Below are 19,917 nucleotides of genomic sequence, written 5' to 3' on the forward strand. Positions count from 1 at the left end.
GAGTCTCGCATCCAGCGGGTCGATGGGCGGGAGGGGTAGCGAAGCGAGGCGGGCAGGGCCAGTAAAAATGCAATCGATTGCCGCGGGAGTGTCCCCCTTCAGCCGGACTGCGGCGGGGCGACGCCCAGAATCAGGTCAGCAGCCTTATCCGCGATCATAATCACCGGCGCATTGGTATTGCCGCCGACGATGCGGGGCATGACAGAGGCGTCGGCCACGCGCAGGCCTTCGATGCCACGGACCCGCAAGGTCGGGTCGACCACCGCCTGCTCATCGGCGCCCATCGCGCAGGTCGAGGAGGCATGATGGGCGAGCACGCTGCTGCGGCGATTATAGGCGTCGATGTCCGCATCGCTCTGCACGCCACTGCCCGGCATGATCTCGCCTCCGGCAAGGTCGCGCAGCGGCGCGGTGGCGAAGAACTCCCGCAACATGCGCACCGCCCGGCGCATCGTCAGCAGATCGCGTTCGTCCTCATACATGTTGATCCGGATCTCGGGCGCGTCCGCCGGGTTGCGGGAGCGCAGGCGCACGCTGCCCCGGCTTTCGGGCCTCAGCAGCACGGCGAACGCGCTCATGGCATGACCGGCGCCCTTGCGGATGCCGGGGAACCAGACGCGGGCATCGAGCCGGGTGGGGTAGATATTGGCCTTGATATCCGGCCGCGCCAGCCCGGGCCTGGTCGGCATGAAGCCAAAGGCGGTGACCGGCAATTGAGTCGCCCGGTCCCCCCGGCCGAGGAAGAAGCGTCCCACATTCAACAGAAGCCGGTCGAAGCGCAGATTGCTTTCGAAGCCGATGGGCTCGGTCAGCGTGTAGCCAATCCCGGTGAGCGGATGCTCCTGAAGATTGCGGCCAACCCCGGGCAAGTCGGCCACGACATCGATGCTGAGCGCGCGTAAGTCGTCCGCCGGGCCGATCCCGGAGAGCATCAACAATTGCGGCGAGTTGTAGGTGCCCGCGCACAATATGACCTCACGCCGTGCGCGCAGCAAAGTCGGGCGGCCTTTGTACATGATCTCGACGCCCACCGCGCGCCCGGCCTCGATGGCGATCCGGGTGACCGTGCAGCCGGTCCGAATGGCCAGATTGGGCCGGTGCGCGACGGGGTGCAGGAACTGCCGCGCACTGCTGGCGCGGCGGCCCTTGTCCACCGTCACTTCGGGCGGCACGAAGCCGTGACCGCTATTGGGTCCATGCTGATCGTCGAGGATGGGATGGCCAAGGGCGCGGGCGGTCTGCATCACCGCATCATGCAAAGGCCCAGTCGTCTCGACCGGGCTGACCGTCAGCTGCCCTTCGGCGCCATGATCTGCGCTATCGCCGCGCCAGCTCCGCTCGGAGCGACGGAAATAGGGGAGCACCTCGCCCCAACTCCAGCCAGTGGCGCCCAGCGCGGACCATTCATCGTAGTCAGCCGGGTGGCCGCGCGCGTAGACCATGCCGTTGATCGAGGAGGTGCCACCCAAAACCTTGCCGCGTGGCAGCCATAGGCGCCGGCCATCCAGCCCCGGCTCCGGCTCGCTCCAATAGGGCCAGGTCAGGGACGGCATGAATTGCAGCTTCATGAAAGCGAAGGGCATGCGGATCAGCGGGTGGCGATCGCGCCCGCCCGCCTCCAGCAGAAGAACGCGGTTTTCCGGCGCGGCCGACAGGCGGTTGGCGAGGACGCATCCCGCCGACCCCGCGCCGATGATGATATAATCTGCGCTTTCCGATTGCGGCACCGGTCCCTCTCTGAAATAGTATATTCTCGTGCTATACAATCCTCACGCCAAGGTGTCACGACTTTGAATGCTCCGCTGTATCAGGATCGTCTCTTCATCGGCGGCACTTGGGTCGAGCCGCACAGCCGGGAAATCGTGGAGGTTCGATCTCCGGCGGATGGAACGCTGCTCGGGCGCGCGGTCCTCGGCGATGCGGTCGACGCAGATCGCGCGGTCGCCGCTGCCCGGCAGGCGCTCACCTCATGGTCGCAGAGCAGCATCGCGGAAAGGCTGGACGTGCTCGCCCGGATGCGCGGCGCCTTCGAGGTGCTGGCACCCGCGCTCGAGGATCACCTCATGCGGGAGATCGGCCTGACGCGCATGGTCGCGCAGGGGCAGAGCATGATGTGCCGAGCGCATTTCGACAGCATGGCCGAGATCCTCGCGCGCTATCCCTTCGCCCAGATGATGCCCGGCGGCTTCGAGATCGTGCGGGAGCCGATGGGCGTGGTGGTCGCAATCACCAGCTGGAATGCCCCGGTCAATCAGATGCTGTGCAAGGCCGTGCCGGCGATTGCTGCGGGATGCACGGTGATCGTCAAGCCGAGCGAACATGCGCCATTGTGCGGCGGGCTGCTCGCGGAGGCGATGGCACAGGCGGACCTGCCGCCCGGCCTGTTCAATCTCGTCAATGGTCGCGGCGCGGATTGCGGGCAGCGCCTCGCCGCGCATCCTGATGTAGACATGATCTCGATCACCGGATCGGTGGCGGGCGGCGCGGCGGTCGCGGCGGCGGCGGCACCGACGATCAAGCGAGTGCATCAGGAACTGGGCGGGAAGGGCGCCAACATCCTGCTGCCGGAAGCTGATTTTGCGGCGGTCGTCCCGCGCAGCGTGGCGGCGTGCATGATGGTGGCAGGGCAAGTCTGCGCCGCGCCGACCCGGCTGATCGTCCCGGCCGACCGCTTCGAGGAGGTTTCCGCGCTTGCCGTGGCCGCCGCGCAGGGCCTTGTCGTGGGGCCGCCCGATGATCCCGCGACAAGCTTCGGCCCGCTGATGAACGCGGCGCAGTTCGATCGCGTTCAGGGCCTGATCCGGCAGGCGATCGACGAAGGCCAGCCCCTACTGACCGGCGGCCTTGGACGACCCGCCCATCTGCCGACCGGCTATTACGCCAGGCCAACCATCTTCGGTCCGGTCGCGCCGGATGCCGCCATCGCCACGCAGGAGGTCTTCGGCCCGGTCCTGTGCATCCTCACCTATCGGAATGTTGACGAGGCGGTGGAAATCGCCAATGCCACCGACTTCGGCCTCGCCGCCTATGTGCAGTCGGCCGATCCCGCATCGGCGCGGGCCGTCGCTGCCCGCGTGCGGGCAGGCTATGTGTCGATCAACTTTCCGCCATGGACGGCGGCGGCGCCGTTCGGGGGATACAAAAGGTCCGGCAATGGCCGGCAATATGGTGTCTTGGGACTGGAAGAGTTTCTGGAGACCAAGACAATCATCGCAAGCTGAGAGGGCAGGAGCAATCATGGGTGTGGTCGTACAGAATATCGAGCGTGCTGATCCTGAGGTGATTGACGGTCTGGCGGCATGCGGTGTTGCGACGGTTCATGAGGCGCAAGGGCGCACGGGCTTGCTGGCGAGCTACATGCGGCCGATCTACGCTGGCGCGCGGATCGCGGGCAGTGCGGTGACGATCAGCGCGCCCCCGGGCGATAATTGGATGGTGCATGTCGCCATCGAGCAGTTGAAGGCGGGCGATGTGCTGCTGCTGGCGCCGACCAGCCCCTGCGAGGATGGCTATTTCGGCGATCTGCTGGCGACCTCGGCGCAGGCGCGCGGCTGTCGCGGCCTGATCATCGACGCCGGCGTTCGCGATGTGCGCGATCTGACCGAGATGAACTTCCCGGTCTGGTCCAAGGCGGTCTACGCGCAGGGCACGGTCAAGAACACGCTGGGCAGCGTCAACATTCCGGTGGTCTGCGCCAATGCCCTGGTCAATCCGGGCGATGTGATCGTGGCCGATGATGATGGCGTGTGCGTCGTCCCCCGCGCCAATGCGGCTAAAGTGCTGGAAGCATCGCGGGCACGGGAGGCGAACGAGGCTGGCAAGCGCACGCGCCTTGCAGCCGGAGAGTTCAGCCTCGACGTATTCGATCTGCGCCAGCGGATCATGGACGCCGGGTTGCGCTACGTCTGAGCCGAAGATTCGCTCGGATCGCCCTGCATCCAATATCCGCCTTGCGCGTTAGGCTATCGGGTTCCCGATCAAGCGTGGAGGCAATTGTGGCCGATCTCAGCAACGTCAAAGAGCATATGTCCATCATCGGCGCGGATGGCGTGCATATCGGCACGGTCGACCATGTCGAGGGTGACCGCATCAAGATGACGCGCGCGGACAGCGGTTCGCATGGCAAGCACCACCATTATCTGTCGGGCGGGCTCGTCGCAGAGGTGGAAGGCGACAAGGTGCGGTTGTCCGCAACTGGAGCAGCGGCCCTGCTGTTCGAAGAGGAGCAGGACGGGAAGCCGATCGCGGACATGAATCCCTGAGATGGCGAGCCGCGCGCAGGTCGCCGAGGCATGTTCTGCAGACCTGGCTGACCGCTTCCAATCTGTCCGCTCGCTTTCTGTCGATCTGGCGGCGCCGCTGAGCGATGCTGACGCGACGGTGCAGTCGATGCCCGACGCCTCGCCGGCCAAGTGGCACCTCGCCCATACGACCTGGTTTTTCGAAACCTTCCTGCTGCGCGACCATGTGCCGGGCTATGTCGCGCATGACGAGCGCTGGGCCTATCTCTTCAACAGCTATTACGAGGCGGAGGGGCCGCGACACCCGCGCCCGCATCGAGGCCTGCTCACGCGCCCGACGCTCGCGGAGGTCCGCGATTATCGTGCGCGGGTCGATGAGGCGGTCCTGAACGCGATGCCTCTGCTCGCGGAGGCGTGCCCGGACTTGCTCACCCTCGGCCTCCATCATGAGCAACAGCATCAGGAACTGATGCTGACCGATCTCAAGCATCTGTTTTCGTGCAACCCGCTCGATGTCGCCCTGTGGCCCGCACAACCGCGAGGACATAGCGAGGCGCCGGTCGTGCGTTGGATCGAGCGGCCGAGCGGCCTTGTCGAGGTCGGTCATGCAGATGGCGCTGGCACCTTCGCCTTCGATAATGAGCAGCCGCGTCATCCCCATTATCTCGCGCCCCACGCGCTCGCCAATCGACCGGTCAGCAATGGCGAGTGGCGCGCGTTTATGGAGGATGGCGGCTATCGCACGGCATCCCTGTGGCTGTCCGACGGCTGGGATTGGTGCAATCGTGAGGGGATCGGCCATCCGCTTTACTGGCGGGAGTCGGATGGCGCCTGGGAGCAGTTCAGTCTCTCGGGCTGGCAGGCCGTGGATGATGCCGATCCGGTCACGCATATCAGCTTCTACGAGGCCGATGCCTTTGCGAGCTGGTCCGGCGCGCGCTTGCCCACCGAGCAGGAACTGGAAGCGGCGGCGCAGGGTGCCGATCCTCACGCTGGTATCCAGCTTGACCGGCCGGGACCGGTCACGCCGCGATGCCCGGAAGACGGGCCAGGCCTTCTCTCGCTGTTCGGCAATGTCTGGGAATGGACCGGTTCGGCCTATCGACCCTATCCCGGCTTTCGCACCGCAGAGGGCGCGGTCGGCGAATATAATGGCAAGTTCATGAGCAGCCAGTTCGTTCTGAAGGGCGGGAGTTGCGCCACGCCACGCGGGCACATGCGCGCCTCGTACCGGAATTTCTTTCACCCTCATCAGCGCTGGCAGTTCACCGGACTGCGGCTCGCAAAGGACTGCTGACCATGGCGACGATGCCCAAACTCGATCTGCTGGACCGCCGCGCGCCCGACGAAGGAGGCCGGGCATTTTGCGAGGACGTCCTATCGGGCCTGTCGCAGCGGCAAAAGGCCATCCCGGCGCGCTGGTTCTACGATCTTGTCGGCTCGGAACTGTTCGAGGATATCACGCGGCTGCCCGAATATTACCCGACCCGCACGGAAGTCGGCTTGCTCAAGGCCCATTGCGGCGATGTCGCAGCCCTGATCGGTGAGGGGCGGGTGGTTGTGGAGTTCGGCTCCGGCAGTTCGCTCAAGACCCCGCATCTGCTGCGGCAGGTCAGTCCTTCCGCTTATGTGCCGATCGACATTTCCGGGGAATTTCTCCTCCAGTCCAATGCCGATCTCGCGCAATTGCTGCCGGATCTACCAATCTATCCGGTCGAAGCCGACTTCACCAAGACCGTGGCGCTGCCCTCCGCGCTGCGGGGCAGTGCCATGCTCGGCTTCTTTCCGGGCTCCACCATCGGCAATCTCGCGCCCTTCGCCGCGACGGACCTCTTGCGCTCGATGCGCGACACGCTCGGCCATGGCTCGTGGCTGCTCATCGGCATCGACCGGGTGAAGCCAATCGATCGCCTGATTGCCGCTTATGACGACGCGCAAGGCGTGACCGCGCAATTCAACCTCAATCTCCTGCACCGGATCAACCGGGAGCTTGGCGCCGACATTCCGGTGGACGATTTCCGCCATGTCGCCCGCTGGAATTCTGCCGCGAGCAGGATCGAAATGCATCTTGAGGCGCAGCGGGACGTCGCGTTTCAGGTCGAGGACCGCCTGTTCTTCATGCGCGATGGTGAAACCATCCATACTGAGAACAGCCACAAATATACCGAACAATCTGCGCGTGCTTTGCTGGCAGCGGGTGGCTGGACCCCTCGGCAGGTTTGGACCGACGCGAGGGAAGACTTCCTCCTGATCCTCGCCGAGGCGGAGACGATTCCCCTCGCTCCCTGACCTCGCTGGGGATTCTGGTGCTCAGAAAACCCCATCCGAGTGGACTTTTTCAACGCAATGCCCCGGTTTTGTGACGGATATGTCACACCTCGCCAATGAGGCAGTTAACTCGCGCTAAAGGTGTTGAGGGATCAATTCTCCCTTGATAGTCCGTCATCGTTGTTTTTCCAGCATGTCGAACGGGGGCGGGCATTGTCTTTGCGCGCGCGCCGTTCGGCAAAGCTTGTGCCTAGTGCCTGATCAGGAGAGGAGATTGTCCATGTCCCCATTCATTACACGTTCGCGCGTTTTGAGGGCCGGTGCCGGTGCCAGCCTGAGCGCTCTCGCGCTCGGCATGGCTTTTGTCGCCACGCCCGCTTTCGCCCAGGACGCCGCGCAGCCGCAGGATGATGAGGCCGGCGAGGCGATCATCGTCACCGGCTCGCGCATTGCGCGCACCGGCTTTGATCAGCCCACGCCCGTCTCCGTCGTTGGCGGTGAGCAGATCGCCCGCCAGGCCGCCGTCAACGTCGCGCAGGTTTTGAACGAGCTGCCGTCCTTCCGTCCGCAGGCGACGCCGAGCACCAACGCGATCTTCGCCAACAACATCGGCGCCTCTACCGCCGACTTGCGCGGCCTCGGCGCCAACCGCACGCTCGTGCTCATCAATGGCCGTCGCGTGGTGGCCTCGACCGTGCAGGGCAGTTCCTTCGCCAATGCCGGCGCGGTTGACCTCAACATCATCCCGACGTCGCTAGTCGAGCGCGTCGATGTGGTGACCGGCGGTGCCTCGGCTGCTTACGGCTCGGATGCCGTCGCCGGCGTCGTCAACGTCATTCTCGACACCAACCTGACCGGCCTCAAGGGCTCGGCGCAGTACGGCATCAATGATGCGGGCGACGGCAAGGAGTATCAGTTCGCGCTCGCCGGCGGCATGAGCTTCGCCGGTGGTCGCGGCCACATCATCGCGGGCGTCGAGTATTCGGACAATAAGGGCACCGATGGCTGCTATTCGCGCGACTGGTGCTCGCTGGCTTACAACACGGTTGCCAACCCGCTTGTCAACCCCGCCAATCGGAGCCTCGGCCGCGTCGGCGCGGGGCTGCCCGCCACGCTGATCCTGCCGAACACGCGCACGGCGACGGCGTCCTACAATGGTCTCATCGTCTCCGGGCCGGCTGCGAACGCGGCAGCCTTCAATGCGTCGGGTCTGCGCGGCATGGAATTCCGGCCGGACGGCACCCTCGTGCCTCATGATTATGGCACCTATTACGGCGTGCCGATCTTCCAGAGCGGTGGTGGCGATGCGCGTCAGGCTTTCTACGAAAACTTCCCGATCGCCGCGCCCGTCGAGCGCCTCAATGGCTTCACCCATCTGAAGTTCGAAGTGGCTGACGGCGTCGAGTTGTTCGCCGAGGGCTCCTACAGCCGCGTCAATGGCTCCACCATCGGGGCGCAGCGTCGCGACCTGGGTTCGCTGGTGATCCGCGCCGACAACGCCTTCCTGCCGGATTCGGTCGCAGCCACCATGGCGAGCGTCGGCCTGCCGTCCTTCAACATGGGTCGCGTGTGGAACGACCTCGGGCCGCAGCGTTCGACCGTGAAGCGCGACACCTACCGCGCGGTCGTGGGTATCAATGCCGAAATGTGGGGCGACTGGAAATTCGATGCTTATTACCAGTTCGGCCGCACCGACTACTGGCAGCGCGGCTACAACACCTCGATCACGCCGCGCCTGCAGTTTGCCATCGACGCCGTCGATCAGGGCGAATTCAACGGCGGTCCTGCCAACGGCAACATCGTGTGCCGCGCAACCCTGCAGGGCAACCCGGCGGCTGCTGGCTGCGTTCCGCTGAACCCGTTCGGTGAGAACAACTTCTCGGCCGCCGCCAAGGCGTGGACGCATGGCACGGTGGAGCAGGACACGCGGATCACCCAGAACGTCGTTGCCGCATCGATGAACGGCACGCTGTTCCAGGGCTGGGCCGGTCCGATCAAGGCCGCAACGGGTGTCGAGCTGCGCCAGGATATCGCGCGCGGCAATGCCGATGCGATCTCGCGGGCGCTGCAGTTCTACACGGGCCCGGGCGCGCCGATCGACGGCAAGGTCGATGTCTTCGAGGCCTTCGGCGAACTCGACGTTCCCGTCGCGCCGGGCGTCTATCTGAACGGCGCGCTGCGTTACACGGACTACTCGACCAGCGGCGATGTCATGACCTGGAAGGTCGGTGTCGAGGCTTCGCCGCTTGACTGGCTGCGTGTGCGCGCGACGCGCTCGCGCGACATTCGTGCGCCCAACCTCTTCGAGCTGTTCGGGCCGCTGCAAACCAGCTTCCAGAACGTTCGCCCGAGCGAAGGCGGTCAGGTGCTCACCTCCGTGCTGCTCGGCGGCGATTCCACGCTGGTGCCGGAAGAAGCCGATACCTTCACGGTCGGCGTCGTCCTGCAGCCCGATCTGGGCAGTGCCGGTCGCCTGCGCTTCTCGATCGATTACTTCGACATCAAGCTTGATAAGGCTGTGTCGCAGCTAGGTGCGCAGGTCATCGTCGATGGTTGCGAGCGCGATGGCATCCAGGAGTATTGCAGCCTTATTACCCGCGGTCCGGTCGCTCCGGGGCGTCGTTTCGGTGATATCCAGTCGATCGTGAACACGAACGTGAACCTGGGTAGCTTGATCACGCGCGGTTGGGACATCGAGGCCGCTTACACGCTGCCGGTCAACCTGTTCGGGGGCAGCATCTCGCTGCGCGGCATGGCGACGATCATCGACGATCTGATCACCAACTCGGCCAGCGGTACGGTCGATCGTGCCGGCATGAACGGCTCGCCGGTTTCGCAGCCCTCGGGCATGCCGCGCTACATCATCAACGGCTATGTGACGTTCAATGCGGAGCCTGCCACGCTGCAGGTGCAGGTCCGTCACATCTCCAGCGGCACCTACAACAACTCGCTGATCGGGCCTGGCCAATATGGCTATGACCCGAACCTCGATAACAGCGTCAACGACAACTACATCGCGCCCTGGACCTATGTGAACCTGAACGGCAGCGTCGCGGTCTGGAACCGTGGCGACCAGAAGATGGAGATCTTCGGCGCGATCAACAATCTGTTCGACAAGGATCCGCCGGTGGACGCACCGTCCAGCTTCGGTCCGACCAACAACGTGCTGTATGACGTGGTTGGCCGTTCCTACCGCATCGGTGCCCGGTTCAAGTTCTGATCCGTTAATGATGTGCCCGGCGGTCCAACCGATCGCCGGGCATTTTTAATTTCCAGACGAGAGGATAGTCGATGAGCGATACGGCCGGCTTCACGCTGATCATGCAGGATAGCATTGATCCCACGACAGCACCGGGCAAGCCGCCGCTGCCGCCGATTGCCCATGAGCAGTGGGAAGAGGACGGCCTCCTCATCGATCGCAATATCCAGGTGACGCTGCGCGACGGCGTTCACATCTATGTCGATCTTTATCGTCCCGCCGATGCCGCGGAGGGCCCGCTGCCGGTGCTGCTGGGCTGGAGCCCTTATGGAAAGCATGGCCTGTCCGATAAGCTCTTCCCGCCCCATTCGGGCGTGGAGGCCGGTTGGATGTCGCGCTTCACCGCCTTCGAGGCGCCCGATCCTGCCTTCTGGTGCGCGCATGGCTATGCCGTGTGCAATGCGGACTCGCGCGGCATGTGGCAGTCCGAGGGCGAGGTGCGCCACAACGGCCTGGGCGAGGGAGAAGATTGCTACGATCTCATCGAATGGCTTGGCGTGCAGGATTGGAGCAATGGCAAGGTCGGAATGACCGGAGTCTCCTATCTCGCTGCGATCCAGTATCTCGTCGGTCAGCTCAAGCCGCCGCATCTCGCCGCCATCAATCCTTGGGAGGGCTTCTCGGACTGGTATCGCGAGTTTGCCTATCATGGCGGCATTCGCGAGACGGGCTTCCTGCCGCGCGGCAGCAGCAACCTGCGCTTTGGCCATCAGCGCTACGAGGATACCAACGCCAATGTGCAGGCGCATCCCTTGTACGACGCCTATTGGGCAAGCAAGGAAGTCGACCTGTCGGCCATCGACATTCCGGCGCTGGTCGTCGGCAGCTGGGCGGATCAGGCGCTGCACACGCGCGGCACCTTCGAGGCCTTCCGCCAGTTCTCCTCGGCGGACAAATGGCTGATCGGCCATGGCCGCAAGAAATGGGCGCATTATTATATGCCCGAGAGCAAGGAACTGGCCCGCGTCTTCTTCGATCGCTATCTCAAAGGCGTCGAGAGCGGCCTTGCCGACTGGCCTAAGGTGCTGCTCGAAGTTCGCGAAAGCGCGCAGACATGGACCATGCGCGGCGAGCAGGAATGGCCGCTGGCACGCACGGTCTACACGCCGCTCTATCTCGATGCCGCGACCGGCACGATGCAGGGCGAGCCCGTGGGCAATGCAGCCAGCGCCTCCTATGATCCGCTCGACGAAGCCGGCGAGGCCTGCTTCGATATCCGCTTCGACACGGATACCGAGCTGACCGGCTATATGAAGTTGCGCCTGTGGGTGGAAGCGCAGGGCGCGGACGACATGGACCTGTTCGTCGCGCTGCAGAAGCTGGATGCCGATGGCAATCCGGTGGGTATGACCTTCTACGCCTTTTTCGAGAACGGCCCTGTGGCGCTCGGTTGGCTGCGCGCCAGCCATCGCGCCTTGGATGAGGCACGCTCGACGCCGTTCCAGCCGGTTCACAGCCATCTGGTCGAGGAGCCGCTGGAGCCGGGCGTTCCGGTGCCGGTCGATATCGAGATCTGGCCGTCCTCCACGCTGTTCCGGGCGGGCGAGCAATTGCGCGTGGTGGTGAAGGGCATGGATATCTATCGCGAGGGCCTGCCGATGCTGCCCTTCGCGCGCCACGAAGAACTGCGCAACGCCGGCACGCATATCATCCACACCGGTGGTCAATATGACAGCCATCTGCTGGTGCCGGTCATCCCCAAGGCGTGAATGCGAACGCCCGCGACGTGGAGTTTTCCATGTTGCGGGCGCGCTCGCGCACCTAAATGCTAGCGGAACTGAGAGGGTAGGCGGCTGCGCGTTGTTCAGGCTGCCGCGCCCTGATTGGCGGCGCGTAGCGTTTGAATAGCGGGCTGCTTCAGAGGTAGCGTTCCGACCAATTAAATGCTCCATGCCTTGAAAGACATGATATACCATATCATAATGGTGGCATGGAATTGAATCACGCAGCCGCCGCATCTCCCCTCACGCAAACCCGGAGCAGAAACGACTGGCTGGACGGCTTTGCCGTCTGCGCCTCCGTCGCCTGCATGATCCACTGTCTGGGACTGCCGCTGCTGCTGGCAGCCCTCCCGGCCTTCGCCGATCAGATCGATCCGGGCGAGAGCTTCCACGCGATCGTCCTCGCGCTCGCGGTGCCGACCAGCGCCTTCGCGCTGGTGAGCGGTTGGCGCAGGCACCGGGCGCCCGTGCCCTTGGCGATCGGCGCGGTCGGCCTGGCGCTGATGGCGGTCGGCATCCTGTTCGCCAGCCGGGAGATTCTGGAAACGGCGATCACGGTCTCGGGCAGCCTGCTGCTCGCGGGGGCGCACATCGCCAACTGGAGGCTACGGCGTGCGCGGAACCGGTGATGTCCTTCACGACACCGGCAGTGGCTCCCGCCCGACATGCGCAAGGTCGAACGCGGTGGTTTGATAGGCCTCGTTGATCCAGTTGGCGAACAGCAGATGGGCGTGACTCCGCCAGCTGTTCAGCGGTGGACGCGTTGGGTCATTCTGCGGGAAATAGTCGACAGGCAAACAGGCCCCGCCATCGCGGGCATATTCGCGCGCGAGCGTCTCGGTATCATATTCCAGATGATTGAACATGTGGAGCATGTGCCGGGCCTCGTCATAAACCAGACCCGCGCCTGTTTCGGGCGCATCGGCCAGGACCTGCACATGCGGCGCCGTCTCCAGTTCGACCTGCGGCACCTCGGTCCATCGCGACACCGGCACGTCGAACTCGTCGGACATACCCCGCAGATATGGCGAGGTCGGCAGGCGATTGCGATGCGGGAAGATCCCGAACGCCTTCTGCTCCAAGGTGCGCTTGCGCAGGCCATGGAAGTGATAAAACGCCGCCTGCGCCGCCCAGCAGATCGTCAGGCTGCGGTGAACATGCGTCTGCGTCCAGTCGAAGATGTCGGTCAGTTCCGGCCAGTAGCGTACATCCTCATAATTGAGCCGCTCCACTGGCGCCCCGGTGATGATGAAGCCATCGAACCGCTCATGGCGTACCGCGCACCACGGGCGATAAAAGGCGGCCATATGATCGGCGGACGTATTGCGGGTGGCGTGATCCGTAATCCGCACAAGCGTCAGTTCGATCTGGAGCGGCGTGGCGCCGAGCAGCCGGGCGATCTGCGTCTCGGTGCTGATCTTGTCCGGCATCAGGTTCAGCAGGCCGATCCGCAATGGCCGGATGTCCTGCCGCGTGGCGGTGCCTTCGTCCATCACGAGGACGCCTTCCGCTTCCAACGTGCGGCGGGCGGGAAGGTGGTCTGGTATCTTGATCGGCACGGTGCGTCGGTCCTTGTCTGGGTCGACGCTGAGTGGCTTGATCCGCATAATTGCCGTTCGGCCACATCCTCCTTGCGGAGTGCCACCTTGCCCGGATTGGCAGGTTGGCGTTGGGCGTCGCCCCAACTCTTGATGTACGGGTCCTGCTAGACGCTCGCGCGGGCTTTGGCAACCGCGCCTGCTATCAGTCTGTGAGATCGATGCCGAAAAAGGCCTCGCCTTCCACCTGCTTGCCATCCACGAACCGCATCGTCTCCAGCGCGCGCCGGGATCGGCCATTGCGTTGCGCGAGATAATGGACGTCCACCACCTGTGCCTCGACGTCGCACACCGCCGCGAGGAGGGTGAAGTGCATGTCCGTGGTGACCGCAAGCGCATCGGACCAATAAGCGCGCAACGCGGCCTTGCCCTCGATAATGGGCGAGCCGGCAATCTCCTTGGCCAAGGGACTGATGAAGCGCGCGTCCTCGGCGAAGTGCGAAAGCACCGCCTCCAGATCACGCGCGTTCCAGTTGGCGATCCACTGGGTCGCAAAGCGGATCATTTCGTCGCGTGTCATGTGCCTATCTCCCTAAATTAGAAACAGCAGGGCAGTGAGTGCCGTCATGATGGCCATGGTCCGCACGAACAGGGTCATAGCCTTGCGACTCTCGAGCAGTTCGCGCGCGCCAGCGCCCATGGCCGCCCAGCCCGCGATGGAGGGCAGGCCGACCAGCGAGAAAGCCGCGACGATCACCGCAAGCTGCAGACCCAGCGGCCGATCCGGCACCGTAAAGGTGGCGATGGCAGGCACCGTGATCGTCCATGCCTTGGGATTGATGAACTGGAAGGCCGCCGCTTGCCAGAAGGTCATCGGATGCGCGCCTTCACGCCGTGCCATGCCTTCGGACTGCCAGAGTTTGACCGCCAGCCAGGCCAGATAGGCTGCGCCCACGATGCGCAGCACCCAGCGCAGGATCGGCCAGGCGTCGAAGATCGCGCCAAGGCCAAGCCCGCTCAAGGCCAGCATCGCCGCACAACCGAAATTGATGCCGAAGATATGGGGCAGCGTCCGCCGGAATCCGAACACCAGCCCGGATGAGGCGAGCATGATGTTGTTAGGCCCAGGCGTGGCCGTGCAGACGAAACTGTAGAGCGCCAAAGGCGCGAGCAGGCTGGTATCCATGATGATCTCCCGCTTGCGGAAATGATCGCGATTGATCCATGTGTCAAATGTGATATTGAACCGGTTCAATCGAGCGAGGATGATGGATGAAGGACTGGCGGCCGGAGGTAACGGGCGACGATGCGCCGATGTACGAGCGCCTTGTCGCGGCGCTGGAGCGCGACGTGCGCGAGGGGCGGCTCGTCCCCGGGGATCGCCTTCCGCCGCAGCGGGACCTTGCCCATCGTCTGGCGCTGAGTGTCGGGACGGTCAGCCGCGCGTATGTCGAGGCGGAACGGCGGGGCTTTATCTCCAGCCATGTCGGGCGCGGTTCCTTCGTCGCGGACCGGGCGCGGCCGCAGTCGCCGTCCGAGGCTGGCGGGCCATTGGACATGGCGCGGAACATTCCGCCGCTAGCGCCTGCCGAGCGCTGGATCGGCGAAGGGTTGAGCCGTGTGCGCCAGCGCGCGGATCTGGCGACAGCCGTCAACTACGCCCCGCCCGAGGGGCTTGAATCCATCCGCGAGGCCGGCGCCTCCTGGCTCAGCCGTCGCCATGGCGTTCAGCGCGCCACGCGGGATCGCGTGATTCAGTGCAATGGCGGGCAACACGGCCTCGCGCTTGCCTTCGCAGCGCTGGCGCGGCCCGGCGATACGATCTTGTGCGAGGCGGCTACCTATCCCGGCATCCGGACGCTGGCCGATCATGCCGGCTATCGCTTGCGCGGTGTCGCCATGGACCAGCGCGGGCTCGAGCCTGAGGCACTGGCCCGGGCCGCCCGCGAGACCGGTGCGCGGGTGGTCGTGCTGATCCCGACCTTGCAGAACCCCACCACCATCACGCTCGATGCCGCGCGACGCGCAGAGATCATCGAGGTGGCGCGCGCGCGGGATCTGATGATCGTCGAGGACGATGCCTATCGCGTGTTCGCGGATCGCGACGCCCCGGAGAGTTTCGCCGATCTGGCGCCCGAGCGCACGCTGATGGTCGCCGCCGTGTCCAAGGCCGTCGCGCCCGGCCTTCGCCTCGGCTTTCTGCTGCCCCCGGGGGATGCCGGGGTTCGCGACCGATTGCTGCTCGGTGTCCGCGCCTTTGGTTATACGCCGCCGTCCTTGGGCGGTCTGGTGTTCAGCCAGTGGGAGCAGGATGGCACGGCCGATCGCATCGCCGACGAGCTGGTTTCAGAGACGGAGATGCGGACGCAGCTTGCCCGCGACATTCTCGGCAAGGCCATGGCCGTCCCTGGCGCGGCGGGCAGCCTCCATGTGTGGATGCCGATGCCGATGCTCGATGCCGAACGCCTGAGCGCCCGCGCCCTGCGCGCCGGCATTGCGCTCACCCCGCCCGATGCGCCGGCCGTCGATCCCTGTGCGCCCTCGGGCGTGCGGCTGTGCCTCGGCGCAATCCCGTCACGGGATCGTCTGGAACAGGCGCTTCACGAGGTGGTGGAGATGCTGACGCCGGCGGGCGACAGCGCCGCGCGAGGGCTGGTGTAAAGCGCGGTCGTCGGTCAGGCTGAGGCGTTGGCGCTGATCCTGCGCAGCACGAAATCCGCGCGCTCGTCCGGAGTCGTAAACGGTAGCGGCACGAGATTATATCCAAGGTCGGAATAAACCCGGGCCATGACCTCATGGGTCGTCACGGCTTCTGACCAGTCCTGTTTGCGCTCGGCATCCTGCGCATAAATGTCCGCCCAGGGCGGGGCGATGAAGACGTCGTTATTGTAGCGGCGCGCGCTAGCGGTTCGGTGCAAATTGTCGGGAATGGGAAGGCCGCACAGAGCACGATAACCGATCACATCCGGGATGCCTCGGTCGAAGAGGATCGGGCCGGGCCGTGTCTTCGCTGCCTCATAGGACTTCACGTCGAACGCAAGCATCTTCTCCGCAAACGCCTCCCGGTCGGCCCAGGGCAGGGCGCTGCCGCCTGCGGCCATCTGTTGCTGGATGATCGCGCGCCCGGCCTCGGCCATGGTCGCGATGCCGTGCCGGGCCAGCGCATCGAGCAGTGTGGTCTTGCCCGATCCGGGGCCGCCGGTGACGATGAAGAAGCGATCCACGCCGGCCGCTCAGCGCCCCGCCGCATTCGCGAAGGTCAGGACCAGCGTATCTCGCCACGCCGGCAGATCCCCGACTTCCGACTGGATCGGCGTGGTTCCGTGGCGCACCTCTCCGTCATCGAGGAGCAGCGCCTCGCCGGCGTGCGCGAGCCGGTGTTCGAGCAGGCATGCGCCCGAAACAGTTTCGACGCGGGTCGTGCCGCCGGAATAATTGCTGCCGCCGACCAGCAGGATCAACACCCAATCGCGTCCATCCTGATGCATCCCCTCAGGCGTCGGAAGGCCGGGGAGGTCGGGCAGGGCCTCGATGCGAAACTGATGGGCTTCGACCATCCATGCGTGCTCTTCGCAACCGCTGGCCTGCGAAATGCGCGCCGCAGTATTCCGCATCAGATCGCGCAATAACGCGCTCGTGGCCTGCCCGTCCGCCATGGGGGCAAACCAGCGTTCGACGCCGCCGTTCAAGGGATTGTGATTGCGATCCTGATAATGGGCGCGATGCGGCAGGCGCCCGCAGGCGTCGCCATCGACCTCAAACGCTGCGTAGCGGCGGCGGCGATAGGTTCCGCCATCGGCCATCCACATGTCGCGGGGCAGCTCATCCCAACTTTGCGCGAACGAGCGCCATTCGGGCCGAGCAGGGAGCGCCAAGTCGCCGGGCTGCAGCAGCAGGGCTGTGGGACGAGTCAGGGTCTCGATGCGTGGCCTCATAGCGTAAGGCCAGCTGTACGGTGAATGCGCATGATTGAACCAATACATTATTTCGTTTGGTCGGCGGACCTGCTGATACAATGACGCCGGCCTGTGGGCAACCCCGCCGCGTTCGCTCATCGGCCGCGCAGTCAGTCGAGCCTATCAAACGGCCTTATCGTCGTCTTCCTGCTTGGCTGGCCCGTCGTCCTTCTTCGCGATGAAGCTCATTTTGCCATTGGGTTCGAGGATTGCCCAGGCGACCTCGGATATGTTGGCGATACCCGCCAGCCGCATCTCTATTTCAACCTCGGCCCGGGTGACGCGATCGCGGCGCATGTTGGGGGTAATCAGTTCCCCATCCTTGATCAGCACGCGCGGTACGCCTTCCAGCAGCCGTTCGGCGCGTGGGGAAAGATAGGTGATCCAGCTCAGCGCCAGCGCCCAGAAGGCAATGGTGCCAATGGCGAGGGCGGCGCCGGTCATGCTGAGATCATTATGAGTGATGCCCTGCTGGACGAGATCGCCCATCACCACCAGCAGCACTAGTTCGAACGGCGTGACTTGACTGAGTTCGCGTTTGCCCAGCAGCCGGAGCAGCATGTACATGATGAAGAACATCACGCTGGCGCGCAGGATGATATCCATCAGGGCAAGACCTTGATGTGGACGGGCAGGGCAGCGAGTTCGCGCTCCCCGTCGAGGGCAGCGATCTTGCCGCGCGTGCCGGCGAACAGCGGCGGGTTGATCTGCCCGTCGATCTTGAAGCGGAAGGTCTCGCCGGGTTTTGCCTCGCCGAAGGAGAACTGCCGAGAGCCGTCTTTATAGCGTTCCTCGCTTGCGGCCGGGATCATCGTGTTGATCGTCATCTCCCGCCAGAGGTCATCCGACACGGCAATCACCAGCTCACCGACCGGTTTGCGCGGCGTCACCTCGACGATGGTCTCAAAAACCATGCCGTTGCGCAGCGTTTCCGGCGTTTGCACGACGAGGGTGATGCGGTCGTTCGAGGTGTAGCGCACGACAGGGGCCTGCCCCGCAAACAGGCCGGTCAGACCGGCGCCCAAGATCACCGTGAGCAGGACCAGCGGCCAGGGATTGGCCCGCCGGCTGTTGCTCTCATGCTCTTGCGTGATGCCATCGGGTGCCGGGGTCGCCATGGGCGGCCTCACGCGACCTGCTGAGGATCGGCGACCACCTCGGCGAGCATCTCGCCCAGCATGGCAAGCGCAACGCGCAGGCATTCGATCCGGGTCGCGCCGCGCCCGATGTCGCCGAAGTGATGGACGCCGTGGCGCGTCTCCGCCCCATGCGCGGCGCAGGCGAAATGGACCAGCCCCGGTTCGTCGTCGGAGGCGCCGGGGCCGGCAAAGCCGGTGATCGCAATCGCCAGTCGCGCTTTGGAGCGGCGCAAGGCCCCTTCAGCCATCGCGCGCGCGACGGGTTCGCTCACCGCGCCGTAATCCTCGACAAGCTTATGGCTGAGCCCGAGCAGATCGCATTTGGCATGCTTGCTGTAGACGACGAAGCCCCGGTCAAAGGCATTACTGGTCCCCTCGATATCGGTCAGCAGCGATGCGAGCAGGCCCCCGGTGCAACTTTCTGCGGTGGCGATCCCGATCTCCGCCTGACTGGCGGTTTCGAGCACGGCCATGGCTGCCGCAATGATGCCATCGGGTAATGCCGGGGACAGGGTCTCGGCATCCGAATCTTCTGAGGGTTTCTCCTGCGGAAACATCATCTTTCGACCTGTTGTCCTTATCGCTGGAGAGAAACTTCCATCCGGTCGACATCGTTCCCGGCGCCGGGGTCTCCGCGAGGAGTCGGCCGGCGCTCGGCGCGGCCCGTTGCCGTCCCAGTCCAAGCTTGCGTGTCATTTGAGATCGCGCAGTTATTTGGTCTTCTGATGCCTTTGCGCTTCCTCGCCGGCTTCGATCAGGCTCTCGCCCGTGGCAACGGCTGCGTCCGCCGTCATGGTGACAGCGATCCCACCCGGACCCTCGAGGATGACATGATCCTCCTCGGCCGTGGCGACGCCGGGTTCGGCATAAGGCTCGATTGGGGAGTGGACAGTCATGCTGGTCCTCCTTGCTGGATATCTGCGCAGGGGGCGAGATACAGATAATCTGATGAAAAATTGCCCCGGCGGGCCAGACCGGCATAATCGTTGATCTGGACCAGCGAGGCGTGCCTCTCGCACAGTCCGGCTTCTCTTAATTGGCGGAGCACCCGATTGGTGTGAACGGTGGTCAGGCCGCAAATCTCGGCAATGTCGCCCTGCGTCAGGGTCAGCACGAAGCGATGTCCGTCCGATAATCCCACCGCATACAGGCGGGCATTCATCTCGCACAGGAAATGGGCGACACGCCCGACCGCGTCGAGCCGGCCCACCCGGAACAACCAGGCACGATGAAGGGCAGCATCGATGAGCGTCGAGAACCACAACTTGCGCGCCAGATCGGGCCGGGGGTCGAGTACTTCCCTCAAGGCTTTGTGCGGCACGATGGCGATGCTCGCGGTCGTGAGCGTGCCGATGGCATGGTCCAGCTCTCGCATGGGATAGGCATGGAGATCGACGAATTCGCCCGGCACATGGATGGCGACGAGTTGCCGCAAGCCTTTGCGATCATCGATGTAGCGCGACATGATCCCTTCGACCAGGAAGCTGCTGACATCCACAATCTGACCCGCTTCGACAATCGTCGTGCGGGGCTCAAAGGTGCGAACCTCGAGAATCGTGTCTTCGAGCGCGGCTCGTTCTTCCGGCGTCAGGGCAACGCCGCGGCGGTTTGCAAGGAGGCGATCCATCAACATCGAGTGGCTAACGGATAAGCCGCGCTGGCGATCCAGCCCCGATCGGCTTTCACTATGATCAATGTTAATTCCTAGCCTTAACAGGCAACTGTCATCCGGACGGCGTGTTGGTGAAGCACGAGACGAACTCGTTCACATCCCAGCAATGACAAGGAACCGCGA

Annotated in this window: 20 protein-coding genes and 1 riboswitch; of the genes, 9 read left to right on the top strand and 11 right to left on the bottom strand. The window is 64.5% G+C overall.

Annotated features, from left to right (window positions below):
* Positions 1-98: 98 nt before the first annotated feature.
* Positions 99-1,727: a GMC family oxidoreductase gene (locus tag M2342_RS08800; RefSeq protein WP_264578797.1), complete on the bottom strand. Its 1,629-nt coding sequence runs from the start codon at positions 1,725-1,727 to the stop codon at positions 99-101.
* A gap of 63 nt (positions 1,728-1,790) precedes the next feature.
* Between M2342_RS08800 and M2342_RS08805 the strand changes: the two genes are divergently transcribed.
* The 8 genes from M2342_RS08805 (at position 1,791) to M2342_RS08840 (ending at position 12,118) form a co-directional block, all read left to right on the top strand.
* The gene (locus M2342_RS08805; RefSeq protein ID WP_264578798.1) at positions 1,791-3,221 is read left to right on the top strand and encodes an aldehyde dehydrogenase family protein; all 1,431 of its coding nucleotides are present in this window, start codon (positions 1,791-1,793) and stop codon (positions 3,219-3,221) included.
* A 13-nt stretch (positions 3,222-3,234) separates the two neighbouring features.
* Positions 3,235-3,909 (top strand): 4-carboxy-4-hydroxy-2-oxoadipate aldolase/oxaloacetate decarboxylase, encoded by a 675-nt coding sequence (gene ligK, locus M2342_RS08810; protein ID WP_319801101.1) that lies wholly within the window; start codon positions 3,235-3,237, stop codon positions 3,907-3,909.
* A gap of 86 nt (positions 3,910-3,995) precedes the next feature.
* Positions 3,996-4,262: a DUF2171 domain-containing protein gene (locus tag M2342_RS08815; RefSeq protein ID WP_181559551.1), complete on the top strand. Its 267-nt coding sequence runs from the start codon at positions 3,996-3,998 to the stop codon at positions 4,260-4,262.
* A 1-nt stretch (position 4,263) separates the two neighbouring features.
* The gene (gene egtB, locus M2342_RS08820; RefSeq protein ID WP_264578800.1) at positions 4,264-5,538 is read left to right on the top strand and encodes an ergothioneine biosynthesis protein EgtB; all 1,275 of its coding nucleotides are present in this window, start codon (positions 4,264-4,266) and stop codon (positions 5,536-5,538) included.
* Between the two features lie 2 nt (positions 5,539-5,540).
* Entirely contained in the window at positions 5,541-6,530 is a 990-nt protein-coding gene (gene egtD / locus M2342_RS08825) for an L-histidine N(alpha)-methyltransferase (protein ID WP_413715127.1), read from the top strand.
* 259 nt (positions 6,531-6,789) lie between these two features.
* On the top strand, positions 6,790-9,729 hold the full coding sequence (locus M2342_RS08830; protein WP_264578801.1) for a TonB-dependent receptor plug domain-containing protein: 2,940 nt from the start codon (positions 6,790-6,792) through the stop codon (positions 9,727-9,729).
* Positions 9,730-9,800: 71 nt separating this feature from the next.
* Complete coding sequence (locus tag M2342_RS08835; protein WP_264578802.1) at positions 9,801-11,477, top strand: CocE/NonD family hydrolase; 1,677 nt, start codon at positions 9,801-9,803, stop codon at positions 11,475-11,477.
* A 221-nt stretch (positions 11,478-11,698) separates the two neighbouring features.
* Entirely contained in the window at positions 11,699-12,118 is a 420-nt protein-coding gene (locus M2342_RS08840; protein WP_264578803.1) for a MerC domain-containing protein, read from the top strand.
* Between the two features lie 6 nt (positions 12,119-12,124).
* On the opposite strand, the gene M2342_RS08845 is transcribed toward M2342_RS08840, so the two are convergent.
* From M2342_RS08845 to M2342_RS08855, 3 genes are all read right to left on the bottom strand, one after another.
* Positions 12,125-13,048, bottom strand: coding sequence for a homoserine O-succinyltransferase (locus M2342_RS08845; RefSeq protein WP_264580023.1), 924 nt, complete (start codon positions 13,046-13,048; stop codon positions 12,125-12,127).
* Between the two features lie 36 nt (positions 13,049-13,084).
* A riboswitch (SAM-I-IV-variant riboswitch) is annotated at positions 13,085-13,189 on the bottom strand.
* 43 nt (positions 13,190-13,232) lie between these two features.
* The gene (locus M2342_RS08850; RefSeq protein ID WP_264578804.1) at positions 13,233-13,607 is read right to left on the bottom strand and encodes a nuclear transport factor 2 family protein; all 375 of its coding nucleotides are present in this window, start codon (positions 13,605-13,607) and stop codon (positions 13,233-13,235) included.
* Between the two features lie 12 nt (positions 13,608-13,619).
* Positions 13,620-14,213 carry a LysE family translocator gene (locus M2342_RS08855; RefSeq protein WP_264578805.1) on the bottom strand — a complete coding sequence of 198 codons (594 nt, stop codon included), beginning with the start codon at positions 14,211-14,213 and terminating at the stop codon, positions 13,620-13,622.
* Between the two features lie 86 nt (positions 14,214-14,299).
* On the opposite strand from M2342_RS08855, the gene M2342_RS08860 reads away from it, so the two are divergent.
* Positions 14,300-15,688 (top strand): PLP-dependent aminotransferase family protein, encoded by a 1,389-nt coding sequence (locus M2342_RS08860; RefSeq protein ID WP_264578806.1) that lies wholly within the window; start codon positions 14,300-14,302, stop codon positions 15,686-15,688.
* Positions 15,689-15,702: 14 nt separating this feature from the next.
* Here the strand turns inward: M2342_RS08860 and M2342_RS08865 are convergent, their stop codons facing one another.
* From M2342_RS08865 to M2342_RS08895, 7 genes are all read right to left on the bottom strand, one after another.
* Positions 15,703-16,251 carry an AAA family ATPase gene (locus M2342_RS08865; RefSeq protein WP_181559560.1) on the bottom strand — a complete coding sequence of 183 codons (549 nt, stop codon included), beginning with the start codon at positions 16,249-16,251 and terminating at the stop codon, positions 15,703-15,705.
* 9 nt (positions 16,252-16,260) lie between these two features.
* The gene (locus M2342_RS08870) at positions 16,261-16,962 is read right to left on the bottom strand and encodes a 2OG-Fe dioxygenase family protein (RefSeq protein WP_264578807.1); all 702 of its coding nucleotides are present in this window, start codon (positions 16,960-16,962) and stop codon (positions 16,261-16,263) included.
* A 144-nt stretch (positions 16,963-17,106) separates the two neighbouring features.
* Positions 17,107-17,589, bottom strand: a complete 483-nt coding sequence (locus M2342_RS08875) for a DUF421 domain-containing protein (RefSeq protein WP_181559562.1) — start codon at positions 17,587-17,589, stop codon at positions 17,107-17,109.
* Positions 17,589-18,101 (bottom strand): hypothetical protein, encoded by a 513-nt coding sequence (locus tag M2342_RS08880; RefSeq protein WP_264578808.1) that lies wholly within the window; start codon positions 18,099-18,101, stop codon positions 17,589-17,591. The genes M2342_RS08875 and M2342_RS08880 overlap by 1 nt, the downstream gene beginning before the upstream one ends.
* Before the next feature lie 8 nt (positions 18,102-18,109).
* Positions 18,110-18,682, bottom strand: a complete 573-nt coding sequence (locus tag M2342_RS08885; protein WP_264578809.1) for a CinA family protein — start codon at positions 18,680-18,682, stop codon at positions 18,110-18,112.
* A 150-nt stretch (positions 18,683-18,832) separates the two neighbouring features.
* Positions 18,833-19,018, bottom strand: coding sequence for a hypothetical protein (locus tag M2342_RS08890; RefSeq protein ID WP_181559564.1), 186 nt, complete (start codon positions 19,016-19,018; stop codon positions 18,833-18,835).
* Positions 19,015-19,755, bottom strand: coding sequence for a Crp/Fnr family transcriptional regulator (locus M2342_RS08895; RefSeq protein WP_264578810.1), 741 nt, complete (start codon positions 19,753-19,755; stop codon positions 19,015-19,017). Before M2342_RS08895 ends, M2342_RS08890 begins: the two co-directional genes overlap by 4 nt.
* Positions 19,756-19,917 lie beyond the last annotated feature (162 nt).

This window comes from Sphingobium sp. B8D3A (assembly GCF_025961995.1).
GTDB lineage: Bacteria > Pseudomonadota > Alphaproteobacteria > Sphingomonadales > Sphingomonadaceae > Sphingobium.